Annotated in this window: 11 protein-coding genes; 4 read left to right on the forward strand and 7 right to left on the reverse strand. The window is 70.1% G+C overall.

Annotated elements, in window-relative coordinates; all coding sequences use genetic code 11:
* Nucleotides 1-9: 9 nt before the first annotated feature.
* Nucleotides 10-540, forward strand: coding sequence for a GNAT family N-acetyltransferase (locus NON22_RS04425; protein ID WP_257385711.1), 531 nt, complete (start codon nt 10-12; stop codon nt 538-540).
* Between the two features lie 68 nt (nt 541-608).
* Here NON22_RS04425 and NON22_RS04430 read toward each other — a convergent pair whose 3' ends face one another.
* A complete protein-coding gene (locus NON22_RS04430; protein WP_257385712.1) occupies nt 609-1,529 on the reverse strand; it encodes a glutaminase in 921 nt (306 codons plus the stop codon).
* A gap of 324 nt (nt 1,530-1,853) precedes the next feature.
* Here NON22_RS04430 and NON22_RS04435 point away from each other — a divergent pair, with 324 nt between their 5' ends.
* Nucleotides 1,854-3,662 (forward strand): DUF885 domain-containing protein, encoded by a 1,809-nt coding sequence (locus NON22_RS04435; protein WP_257385714.1) that lies wholly within the window; start codon nt 1,854-1,856, stop codon nt 3,660-3,662.
* A gap of 43 nt (nt 3,663-3,705) precedes the next feature.
* Here NON22_RS04435 and NON22_RS04440 read toward each other — a convergent pair whose 3' ends face one another.
* Together NON22_RS04440 and NON22_RS04445 are read right to left on the reverse strand one after the other, a co-directional pair.
* Nucleotides 3,706-4,350 carry a hypothetical protein gene (locus tag NON22_RS04440; RefSeq protein WP_257385715.1) on the reverse strand — a complete coding sequence of 215 codons (645 nt, stop codon included), beginning with the start codon at nt 4,348-4,350 and terminating at the stop codon, nt 3,706-3,708.
* Nucleotides 4,351-4,477: 127 nt separating this feature from the next.
* A complete protein-coding gene (locus NON22_RS04445) occupies nt 4,478-5,503 on the reverse strand; it encodes a LysR family transcriptional regulator (RefSeq protein WP_257385717.1) in 1,026 nt (341 codons plus the stop codon).
* A 374-nt stretch (nt 5,504-5,877) separates the two neighbouring features.
* On the opposite strand from NON22_RS04445, the gene cysG reads away from it, so the two are divergent.
* Nucleotides 5,878-7,308 (forward strand): siroheme synthase CysG, encoded by a 1,431-nt coding sequence (cysG, locus tag NON22_RS04450; protein WP_257385718.1) that lies wholly within the window; start codon nt 5,878-5,880, stop codon nt 7,306-7,308.
* Between the two features lie 58 nt (nt 7,309-7,366).
* On the forward strand, nt 7,367-8,338 hold the full coding sequence (gene cysK, locus NON22_RS04455; RefSeq protein ID WP_257385719.1) for a cysteine synthase A: 972 nt from the start codon (nt 7,367-7,369) through the stop codon (nt 8,336-8,338).
* Nucleotides 8,339-8,372: 34 nt separating this feature from the next.
* On the opposite strand, the gene NON22_RS04460 is transcribed toward cysK, so the two are convergent.
* The 4 genes from NON22_RS04460 to pyk form a co-directional block, all read right to left on the reverse strand.
* Nucleotides 8,373-8,894, reverse strand: a complete 522-nt coding sequence (locus NON22_RS04460; protein ID WP_257385720.1) for a metal-dependent hydrolase — start codon at nt 8,892-8,894, stop codon at nt 8,373-8,375.
* Nucleotides 8,895-8,901: 7 nt separating this feature from the next.
* Nucleotides 8,902-9,474, reverse strand: coding sequence for an energy transducer TonB (locus tag NON22_RS04465; RefSeq protein ID WP_257385721.1), 573 nt, complete (start codon nt 9,472-9,474; stop codon nt 8,902-8,904).
* Nucleotides 9,475-9,643: 169 nt separating this feature from the next.
* Nucleotides 9,644-10,156, reverse strand: a complete 513-nt coding sequence (locus tag NON22_RS04470) for a hypothetical protein (protein WP_257385722.1) — start codon at nt 10,154-10,156, stop codon at nt 9,644-9,646.
* A gap of 72 nt (nt 10,157-10,228) precedes the next feature.
* On the reverse strand, nt 10,229-11,689 hold the full coding sequence (gene pyk / locus NON22_RS04475; RefSeq protein ID WP_257385723.1) for a pyruvate kinase: 1,461 nt from the start codon (nt 11,687-11,689) through the stop codon (nt 10,229-10,231).
* Nucleotides 11,690-11,974 lie beyond the last annotated feature (285 nt).

Consider the following 11,974-nt stretch of genomic DNA (forward strand, 5'->3'; position numbering starts at 1 on the left):
AACGCGCCCATGACGCCGCTGCAGATCCGCCACGCCGCCGCCGCCGATGCGGCGACGTTGACGCGCCGCATGGCCGACTGGTTCGTCGCCGCCTACGGCCATGCCAGCGACGCGGCCAACACGGCCGCGTTCGTCGCGGCGAACTTCAGCCCCGCGCGGCAGGCGGCCGAGATCGCCGACCCGGACGTCGTCACCCTGCTCGCCGAAATCGGCGGCAGCCTGGTCGGCTATACCCAGCTGCGCTTCGCCACGCGCGCGCCCGACAGCGTCACCGGCGCCGACCCGGCCGAACTCGGCCGCTTCTATTTCGCGCCGGCGCTGCACGGCCGCGGCGTCGCCGCCGAACTGCTGCAGGCGGCGTTCCGGGCCGCGCACGAACGCGGCCGGCGCCGGCTCTGGCTGCTGGTCTGGCAGGAGGCGCCGCAGGCGATCCGCTTCTACGAGAAGCACGGCTTCGCGAAGGTCGGTACGGCCGTGTTCCTCGTCGGCGAGGATCGCAAGGCCGACTGGGTCATGTGCAAGCCGCTGGACAGTCCGTAGAGCGCGCCGCGCAGCGAATCGCAGCCGGCGGCGCCGTCGATGGCGCGGTCCGCCTTCGCCACCGCGGATCAGCCGAAGATCGACACGCCGGCCGCCGCGGCGAAACGTTCGAGCGCCTCGGCCGCGGCCACCGAATTGCCGTTCGCGTCCAGCCGCGGCGACCAGGCGCAGACGCTCAGGCGGCCCGGCACGATCGCGAGGATGCCGCCGCCGACGCCGGTCTTGGTCGGCAGGCCGATACGGAACGCGAAGTCCCCGGCCGCGTCGTAGGCGCCGCAGGTCAGCATCAGCGCATTGAGCCGGCGCGCATCGGCCGCATCGAGCACGCGCGCGCCGCCGGGCTGGCGGCCGTCGGCGGCGAGGAACAATGCGGCTTCGGCGAGTTCGGCGCAGGACATCGCGATCGCGCAATGCGCGCAGTACGCGTCGAGCACGGCGCCGACCTCGGCCTGCAGATTGCCGAAGCTGCGCATGAAATGCGCGATCGCCGCGTTGCGGTCGCTGTGGCGGCGCTCCGAACGCGCGACGTCGGCGTCGATGCCCACGCTGGTGCGGCCCAGCAGCCGATGCACGAATTCCAGCACCGCGCGCTCGGGCTGCAGGAAGCGCCGGCACAGCACGTCGGTGATCACGAGCGCGCCGGCGTTGACGAACGGATTGCGCGGAATGCCGCGTTCGCGCTCGAGCAGCACCAGCGAATTGAACGGCGTGCCCGACGGCTCGCGGCCGACGCGCCGCCACAGCGCGTCGCCTTCGCGCTGCAGCGCAAGCGCCAGCGCGAACAGCTTGGAAATGCTCTGGATCGAGAACGGCGTATCGGCCGCGCCGGTACGGAACAGACGGCCGTCGACGGTCGCGACGGCGATGCCGAACTGGTCCGGCGCGACGCGCGCGAGCGCCGGGATGTAGTCGGCGACGTCGCCTTCGGGCGGGAGCGCCGTCACTTCGGCGGCGATGGTCTGCAGCAGCGCGGCGAAATCGGCGGACATACGATGACGGCAACGGAGCGGAGCGCGCACACTACCCGGCCGCGGCGCGCTTGGCGATGCTTGCGGAACATCGGCTGCGGCGCGGCGGGCGCGGTGTTCGCCTGAGCGTCGGTTCGCGGTCGTTCTCGTCGCGGGCCGGCGCCGCCGCAGGCGCGACTGAGCAGCCCCATCCGCCGCGGACGCTGTCCGTGTCCGCGGACAGCGCCGCACGGGTCGGCCAATTCGGCAAACCGCACAACGGCGCGGTTTTGCGATCGCCGCGCAGTTGGCACGGGCGTTGCGTAAGGGCTATCCGTGTCCCCCAGGCCCGCCAAGGAAAGCGTCATGTCCCTGCCTTCTCGTCCCTACCCGATCCGTGCCGCGATCGCCGCGCTGAGCGCGGCGATACTCGCCGTCGCCTGCAGCCATCCGACGCGCCCGGCGCCGACGCCCGAAGCGGCGGCCGCGCCGGCCGCCGCGGCCGCCGTCGATGACGTCGCCGCATTGAACGCCCTGGCCGACCGCTACGTCGACATGGTCCTCGACTTCGATCCGACCGTGACGTATTTCAGCGGCGTGCCGGTCAAGTCGCACGACCGGTTGCCGCGCAACTCCGCCGCCGAGATCGCCGCTTCCGAAGCGCACGAGGACGCGATGCTGGCCGAGCTCGCGAAGATCGATCCGGTTCCGCTGCGCGGCACGCCGAACGCGGTGACCTACGCGATCCTGCGTGAGAACCTCGAAGCCTCGCGGCAGTTGCGTATCTGCCGGCGCGAGCTCTGGAGCGTCAGCCACATGAACGGCTGGCTCGCGGGCCTGAGCGAAGCGGCCCAGGCGCAGCCCGTCGCGACGGCCGAGGAACGCCGCGAGGCCGTCGCGCGCTGGTCGTCGCTCGGCACCTTCGTCGACAACGACATCGCGAACCTGCGCACGGGTCTGGAGCGCGGCTACAGCTCGCCGAAGAGCGTCGTCGACCGCGTGCTCAAGCAAGTCGACGGCATGCTCGCCGGCAAGCCCGAGGACCTGCCGTTCTATTCGCCGGCGCAGCGCAGCGACGACGACGCGTTCAAGACCGAGCTGCGCACGGTCATGACCGCGACGGCGCTGCCGGCGATCCGCCGCTATCGCGATTTCTTGCGCGACACCTATCGCGCCCGCTCGCGCGACAGCGTCGCTCTAGCGGCGCTGCCCGACGGCGAGGCCTGCTATGCGGCGCTGCTGCGCAATTCCACGACCCTGAGCCGCAGCCCGCGCGAGGTCTACGAACTCGGCCGCAAGACCGTCGCCGACAACGAAGCCGCCGTCGCCGACCTCGGCCAGCGCCTGTACGGCACGCGCGACATCAAGACCATCATCGCGAAGGTCGACAAGGAGCCGAAGAACCACTTCGGCTCCGAGCAGGAAATGCTCGACTATTCCCGCGCCGGCCTCGAACGCGCCCGCAGCTTGAGCTCCGCGCTGTTCGCGCGCATGCCGCGGCAGCCGGCCGTCATCGAGCCGTTCCCGGAATACCAGCGCGGCACCGGCGTGAGCTCGCACTACATTCCGAGCACCGATCCGGACAAGCCCGGCGAATTCCGCATCCAGCTCGAGAACTGGAAGACCGAGACGCGCGGCTCCGCCGAGATCACGCTCGTGCACGAGACCTGGCCCGGCCATCACCTGCAGATCGCGCTGGCCAGCGAACAGCAGCCGGCGCACCGCATCGCCAAGCTCGGCTTCAATTCGGCCTATCTCGAGGGCTGGGGCCGCTATTCCGAGCGCCTGGCCGAGGAAGCCGGCATCTACCAGACCGACTACGCCAAGATCTCGCGGCGCATCTGGCCGGCGCGCGGCATGGTCGCCGACCCGGGCCTGCACCTGTTCGGCTGGACGCGCGAACAGACCGTCGACTATCTCGCCTCGACCGGCCGCTTCAGCCGCGCGGCCGCCGCCGACACGGTGGACCGCATGGCCGTGATGCCGGCCCAGCTGACCTCCTACGACTCCGGCGGTCTCGAGATCTTCGCCTTGCGCGAACAGGCCGAACGCGAGCTCGGCGCGAAGTTCGACATCCGCGAATTCCACGCCGAAGTCATCGACCAGGGCGTCGTCCCGCTCGCGCTGCTGAGGGAAAACGTGGAAAGCTGGATAAAGCGCAAGAAAGGCAGTTGACCGGCGCGATTCGCCGCCTGCATGCCCGCAGCGCACCGGATGTCTAGCCGGAGCAAGGTTCCTCGCCGCCGAGCGACGTCGCGACGGCCGCACTGGCCGGCGCATTCAGCTGCGCGAGTATCTCGGGCGTCGTGAAGAACCAGATCTCGTTCGGGTCTCCGCCGCCCCAGCCGTCCCAGGCCGCCACCGTGTCGCCAGGGCCGTAGGGGCCGTTGCCGAGAATGTTCAGATTGCGGTCGTAGTCGAAGTTCGGCCGCACGGCGACCGGCCCGCCGGTCTGCACGCCGGGCTGCTGGACGCCGCCGAGCAGGAACGGAATCAGCACGGACACGCCGATGGTCGCCTCGAGCGCGTGCCGGGCGCTCGCGGAGAGATCGGGGGTGACGACGTTCCAGATCTCGTCGGTCGCATAGCTCAAGGTGCCCTCCTCGCTCTTGTCGCGCAGGCTCAGCGATCCGTCGCTCATGCTGGCGACGAGCACGCGCGGCTGGCCGCTGACCCAGATCGCGATGTTGCCGTTGCCGTCGATGCGGTCGACCTGCCAGCGCAGCCGCGGCTCGTCGGCCCGGTAGTAGTCCGTCGACACGAACGCGTTCTCGCGCACGCCGAGGCACAGCGGCGGCGGCGGCGCGACGAACGAGCACAGCACGACTTCGGGGGAAGACTGGATATCGTCATAGGTGGACATGGCAACGCTCCGGCGGGGATTACGGAGCCTTGCGCAGAACGGCCGCCGCGACCGTCATCGCACGGCCGGTCGCGTAAATGACGACGCCGCGCAAGGCGCGGCGTCGTCGGGTGCGGCTGCGGCGCGGTCAGGCTGCCTGGGCGGCGAAGCCCGCGTGCGCGGCCGGCTTGGCCTCGGCCGGAGCGTTCAGCTGGCGCCAGTGCGGCGGCGCGGGCCAGTCGGGCGTAGTCACGCCGTCGAGCACGCGGCGCAGACTGCGGCGGTCGAGCTGCGGCGCGAGCTCGGCGACGAGGTCGAGCGCGTAGTCGCGCAGCACGCGGTCGCGGCGCAGCACGACCCAGGTCGTGCACAGCGGGAACAGGCCCGGCGCGGGCAGCGCCTTCAGATCGGCCAGGTCCTCGGGCAGCAGCGCCATTTCCGCGAGCACGCCGACGCCGAGGCCGGCGCGCACGTAGGTCTTGATCAGATCGGCGTCGCGCGCCGTGATCGCAATGCGGGGCAGCAGTCCGGCGCCGAGGAACGCACGGCGCAGCGAGGAATCGGGCTTCAGCGACGATTCGTAGCTGACCAGCGGGTATTCGGCGAGCTCGTCGAGGCGCGGCGCCTTGTCGAGCTTGGCCAGCGGATGGCTGCGCGGCACGAGCACGTGACGATCCCAGCGGAACAGCGGCACGGCCATGCCGCCGGCGGGCACGCTGCCGGCCGTCGAGACGATCGCGATGTCGGCTTCGCCGCGCTCGAGCAGTGCGAGCACTTCGGCGTCGCCGCTGGGCTTCAGGTGGACGCTGACCTGGGGATAGCGGCGCTTCAATGCGGCGACGGTGCGCGGCAGCACGAAACGCGCCTGAGTATGGGTAGTTGCGATGCGCAGCTCGCCCTGGGCTTCGTTACGAAGATTGGCGGCCAGCGCGCGGATGTTGGCGGCTTCCGCCAGGATCACGCGGGCTCGGTCGATGACCTGTACGCCGGCGGGGGTGATGCGTTCGAGGCTCTTGCCTTTGCGCGCGAAGATCTGGAAACCGAGTTCGTCTTCCAGCTGCTTGAGCTGCTTGGAAATGCCCGGCTGGGTCGCGTGTACGCGTTCGGCGGCGAGGGTGATGTTCAGGCCGGAATCGGCGATGGCAATCAGGTAGCGCAGTTGGGTCAGGGTCATGACGGCCTTCTCTGGGGAGATCGCAACAGTTCGGACGCGAGCGAGCGACGCCAATTGGTAATCGAATAATTCATACAGAATCGGGTGGCGTAATTAGTCGGTTTCATCGTGGTCTCCAGTGTGGTCGGGCCTGATCGCAAGCCCTCTGTGGCGCCGCGCTCGGCGCCGTTTCTTTACAAACGGGTGATCTGACTATAACCACAGATCATTTAGCCGTCTATACGTCTTTACCCTGCGCACATGCCGTGACGGCATATCGGCACAGCGTTTGCTCACTTCCCTGCGGCGGCGCAGGCACCGAGCATGATCCTCGACGATGCGGCCGCGGTCGTGTCGCTTATCTCCGCTCCCGCCGACATCGCCGCCAAACGCCCATGCCTGCCGCCCGACTCTATCCGATCTTCACGCAGCTTGCAGGTCGCGCCGTGCTCGTCGTCGGCGGCGGCAGCGTGGCCGAGCGCAAGGTCGCCGGACTGCTGGAAGCCGGTGCGGAGGTCGCCGTCATCGCGCCGGACTTCACGCCGCAGCTCTCGGCCTGGGCCGAAAACGGCCGCATCTCGCTGATTTCCGGCAAGTTCGACGAAGAGCAGCTGGAACGGCGCTGGCTCGTGATCGCGGCGACCGCTGATCCCGGTGTCAACGCACAGGTCGCGGCCGCCGCCGAGCGCCGCCGCCTATGGACCAATGTCGTAGACGACGCCGCGCTGTCGAGCTTCCAGGTGCCGGCCGTCGTCGACCGTGCACCGCTGGTCGTCGCCGTATCGACGGCCGGCGCGGCGCCGGTGCTCGCGCGGCTCGTGCGCGAAAAGATCGAACGTCTGCTGGACCCTTCGCTCGGCGCCCTGGCGGCGCTGGCCGACCGTTGGCGCGGGCGCATTCGTGGACGCTTCGCCGATCTCGGCCAGCGCCGCCGCTTTCTCGAACGCCTGTTCCAGGGCCGCGTTGCCGAACTCGTGCGGCGCGGCCAGCCCGGCGCCGCCGAGGCTAGCGTCGCACGCGAACTCGACGTTGCCGATGCGTCGCCGACCGCCGGTTCGGTCGTGCTCGTCGGCGCCGGCCCCGGCGACGCGGGCCTGCTGACCCTCAAGGGACTGCGCGCGCTCAACGAGGCCGACGTGATTCTTTACGACCGCCTCGTCGGCGCCGACGTGCTCGCGCTCGCGCGGCGCGACGCCGAGCGCATCGACGTCGGCAAGCAGGCCGGCGCGCATGCGACGAGCCAGGAGGCGATCCATGCGCTGATGCTCGCTCACGCACGCGCCGGCAGGCGCGTCGTGCGGCTGAAGGGCGGCGATCCGTTCGTGTTCGGCCGCGGCGGCGAGGAAATCGAATTCCTGCAGGCACACGGCATCGCCTACGAAGTCGTGCCGGGCGTGACGGCGGCGCTGGCCTGCGCGGCCTACGCGGGCATCCCGCTGACCCATCGCGACGTCGCGCAGTCGGTGCGCTTCGTCACGGCGCACTGCAAGGCGTCGCTGGACACCCTGGACTGGGCCGCGCTCGCGGCCGAGCGGCAGACATTGGCGGTGTACATGGGCGTGGCCGGTCTCGAACGCATACGCGATCGTCTCGTCGCGCACGGCCGTGCGCCGACGACGCCGGCGGCGCTGGTCGAGAACGGATCGCGCACGACGCAGCGTGTCGTGCTCGGCGACCTGGCCAGCCTGCCGCGCCTCGCGCGCGAACACGCCGTCGCATCGCCGGCACTGCTGATCGTCGGCGAGGTCGCCGCGCTCGGCGCGCAGCTGCACTGGTTCGGCGCGGCGCCGCTGACCGCGGCGCCGCCGCTGGCGTGCGCCGCCTGAACCGTCAAACCGTTATTTACCGGTTTACGAATTTCTTTCCATTGCCCGCGAGGACGCCATGATCTACGACTCCATCCTCGATACGATCGGCAACACGCCCATCGTGAAGCTGCACCGTCTGCCGCACAGGCACGTCGATCTCTACGTCAAGGTCGAAGCCTTCAATCCGGCCGGCTCGGTCAAGGACCGTCTCGCCCTCGCGATCGTGCTCGACGCCGAACGCCGCGGCACCCTGAAGCCCGGCCAGACCATCGTCGAAGCCACGTCGGGCAATACCGGCGTCGCGCTGGCCGCGGTCGCCGCCGCGCGCGGCTATCCGTTCGTCGCGGTCATGACGGAAACCTTCTCGATCGAGCGGCGCAAGCTGATCCGCGCCTACGGCGGCAAGGTCATCCTGACGCCCGCGGCCGAGCGCGGCACGGGCATGGTGCGCAAGGCCGCCGAACTCGCACAGAAGCACGGCTGGTTCCTTGCGCGCCAGTTCGAGAACGAAGCGAATCCGGCCTGGCACCGCAGCACGACGGGGCCGGAAATCCTGCGCGATTTCGCCGGCAGGCGGCTCGATTATTTCGTCAGCGGCTGGGGCACCGGCGGCACGATCACCGGCGCCGGCGAAGTGCTCAAGCTCGCGCGGCCGGACTTGCAGATCATCGCGAGCGAGCCGGCCGGCGCCGCGCTGCTGTCGGGGCAGGAATGGAAGCCGCACAAGATCCAGGGCTGGACGCCGGACTTCCTGCCGGCCGTGCTGAACCGCGGAATCGCCGACCGCGTCCTGCCGGTGGACGACCTGTTCGCGCGCGACACGTCGCGCCGCCTCGCCGCCGAGGAAGGCATCTTCGTCGGCCTGTCCGCCGGCGCGACGGTGGCCGCGGCGCTGAAGGTCGCCGAAGACGCCGCGCCGGGCTCGACCATCCTCGCCATGCTGCCCGACACCGGAGAACGCTACCTGTCGACGATCCTGTTCGAAGGCGTCAACGAAGGCTCCGACGACGAGTGGCTCGCTTCGCTGGAGCAGGCGCAGGCCGCTTGATGCGCGACGGCGGCGCGACGCGATCGCGCCGCCGTCACGCGGAACGGCCGCGTCGCAGCGCGCGCGCGATCCAGACGGCGATGCCTGCCAGCGCCGCAGCAGCGGACACGATCTCGATGTCCGTCGTCGACGCGATGCCGTAGAACGGCTGTGCCGACGACCAGGGCCAGAGCAATTGCAGGTCGGCGTGCATGACCGCATCCATCAGCGCGTGGCTCCAGGCGCCTAGCAGGCAGCCTGCCGCGGCGGCCGTCCAGCCAATGTCCGGCGGTTCGCACCAGCCTGCCAGACCGTGCGCAGCCAGCCAACGATCGGCGACGCGCAGCGACGGCGGTCCCAGCGCTCGCGTCAGCGGCGTGACCGCCGCGGCGATGACGGTCGCACCGAGCAGGCTGTGGCTGCGGCCGTGCAGTACGTCCCAGCCGTGAATCAGGCCTAGCAGCGGCTCGATGTCGACGGCGATCTGCGTCAGCCCGAAGCCGATCAGGCTGAAGCGCCGGCCACCGACCGCCTTCAGCGCCAGTCCGGCGCCCAAGTGGATCGGCGTGAACGGCACCGGCCGCTCAGCGTTGCCTGACCGGCGTGCTCTGGTCCGGTACGGACTCGTCCGGCGCTTGCTTGTCCTTGTCGACGCCGCCCTTGACCGGTTTGTCGCTCGCAACGCCGGCCCTGGCCGGCGCCGCCGTCGCGGGCTCGCAGCGCGCGAGCACCTGATCGCGCTGCGCCTGGAGTCTGGCCTGCTCCTCCGGCGTGCCGCGCAGCGGCGGCAGATTGATCGGCAGGGTCACGCGCGTGAGCACCGGCACCAGCGCCTGGTTCGACGGCGCGGGCGCATAGCGCAGGCTCTGGATCGCCGTCGTCGCGACGACGCCGAGATCGCCAGGCGGCATCAGTTTCTCAAGCACGACATCGCTGGTGGTGCCGTCGCTGTTGATGACGTAACGCACGACGGCACAGCTCGGCGCGTAGAGATTCACGCCGGTGTTCGGCCGCATCGCCTCCATAGCCTCGCTTGCGACGAGCCAGTATTTCGCGAGGTCCTTGGCCGCGACCGGGCGCGGCGTGGTCTGGGCGAAACCCGGGCCGCCGACCAAGGCGGCAGCCGAAAGAAAAACGGACAGACGCAGGCGATGCATGGCAAACCTTCTTCGTGCAGAGGCGGGCATAACGGTGAAGACCCGCCGACACTGCGGGGGCCCCATTGTGACGACGTTGCCGGCCGCTCCACAATGCCGACGCGATCGACGGAGCCGACGCGGCAACGGACTTCCGCGGCGCACCGGTGCAACCCGCTGGACTCGTGAATCAGCTGCGACCGCGCAGCCGTATCAGCAGGCCGACGAGGCCACGGCTGCCCAGGGTCAACGAAACGCCGGTGACAATCAGCGCTAGCGCAGCAGCGATGTCCGGCGCCGACATGGCCAATGTGATGCCAGGATTGTCGTACCCCTGGCTGGCGACCACGCCACTGCGGATCAGCAGATAGACGAGGCTGCGAATACCATCGACGGCGAACCAGATGCCGATCAGGCAAATGCCGATGCGCTGAATATCATCGGCCGCCAGCGAGCTTTCCAAGACCTCATGTGCCGCGCGGCCGACGGCCGGCCGCACCAACCAGCCGGGATACATCCAGAGTACGACGCCGACCGCGGCTCCGAACAAGCCGCCGCCGATCACGATCCAGTTTGTCAGCACAGGAACGCCATCGATCGGGTTCAGGAAATGACCGGCGATACCGAGCAGTGACTCCACGACGAGGAGCAGTGCAGCGACGCGCGCAGCGGCGCAGAGAATCGAATACAGCGTGGTTTTCATGGCGCTTCCGGAATGGTTGACCGATATCCCATTTGACGGAAAACAGCTGCCGGCAGGATCAGTTCGGTGTCCTCAGAGCTCGCCGAGCCCTTCCGCCAGGCCGCCGGCGCCGACACGCAGCAGCTTCAAGGTGTTGGTGCCGCCGAGGCGGCCGGTGTGATCGCCGGTCGTGATGATGACGCGGTCATTCTCGGCGAGGCGACCGAGATTGAACAGGTGCTGGATCGCCGCGCGCGTCGCATGGGCCGGGTCGACGCCGCGCGCGTCGAACTCGATAGCGTAGACGTCGCGATAGAGCTGCATGCGACGGCGCGACGGCGCGCTGCGCGACAGCGCATAGATCGGCACGGCCGAGCGGTAGCGCGACAGCCACTGCGCGGTTGCGCCGGATTCGGTCAGCGCGACGATCGCGCGCGGGTTGACCTGCACCGACAGGAACATCGCCGACATCGCGATGGCCTGGTCGGTGCGGTCGATGCGGTGGGCGCCTTGCTGGAAGCCTTCCTGCGGTTCGAACTGGCGCTCGGCGCCGAGGCAGACGCGGCGCATCGCGGCGACGGCCTTGTCCGGATGGCGGCCGGCCGCGGTTTCCTGGCTCAGCATGACCGCGTCGGTGCCGTCGATGACGGCGTTGGCCACGTCGAGCACTTCGGCGCGCGTCGGGATCGGCGAGTCGACCATCGACTGCAGCATCTGCGTCGCCGTGATCACGATGCGGTTGCGCGCGAGCGCTTCGCGGATGATCTTCTTCTGCAGGCCCGGCAGCTCCGCGTCGCCGATCTCCACGCCGAGATCGCCGCGCGCGACCATGACCGCGTCGGACGCGTCGATGATCTCGCCGAGCACGTCGATCGCTTCGGCACGCTCGATTTTCGCGACGAGCGCGCCCTGCCCGGCCGCGGCGCGCAGCAGGCGGCGCGCCTCGTTCATGTCCTCGGCGCTCTTGGCGAACGAAACGGCGAGGAAGTCGGCGCCGAGCTCGGCGGCGAGCCGGATGTCGGCGCGGTCCTTGTCGCTGAGCGCGGCGATGGACAGGCCGCCGCCTAGGCGGTTCAGCCCCTTGCGGTCGGACAGCGCGCCGCCGAACAGCACCTGGCAGCGCACTTCGTGTTCGACGACCTCGAGCACCGCCAGCGAGATCAGGCCGTCGTCGAGCAGCAGGGTGTCGCCGGTCTTCACGTCGTTGGGCAGGCCGAGGTAGCTGACGCCGACGCGGTGTTCGTCGCCGGGCGGCGCGTCGGCGCGGCAGTCGAGCACGAAGGGCTGACCGGGCTCGAGCTGGATGCGGCCCGCGGCGAACTTCTCGATACGGATCTTCGGGCCCTGCAGATCGGCCAGGATGCCGACCTCGCGGCCGAGCGATTCGGCCGCCTCGCGCGCTTCGCGCGCGCGGCGCGCATGGTCGGCGGCGGCGCCGTGAGACAGGTTCAGGCGCACCACGTCGACGCCTTCCTCGATGATGCGGCGGAGCATGCCCGGCGCGTCGGTGGCGGGGCCCAGGGTGGCGATGATCTTGGTGCGGCGGGTCTGCATGGCGCGATCGGGCTTCGTCGTTGTCGGAAGCGGTCAAAGCTAGCACAAGGCGAAGTCCGCGCATGCCGCGCCGCAGCGTCGCTGCGCTGGGCCGTCGCGGCCGTTCGCGCTGCCTTTCCGGCGCCTGCCGCCCGCCAGCGGCGCAGGCATCGGCCGCCGCTCGCGCAGCCGGGTTCATCGCCGCGAAGCGATATCCGGTATTCGGCGCTTCGCCGGCAACGGCGTGCCGCGACGCTCAGCGCCGCGGCGGCGCGAGCACGCGGTCGAGCAGCGCAGCCAGGCGCG

Source organism: Tahibacter caeni (assembly GCF_024609805.1).
GTDB classification, from domain to species: domain Bacteria; phylum Pseudomonadota; class Gammaproteobacteria; order Xanthomonadales; family Rhodanobacteraceae; genus Tahibacter; species Tahibacter caeni.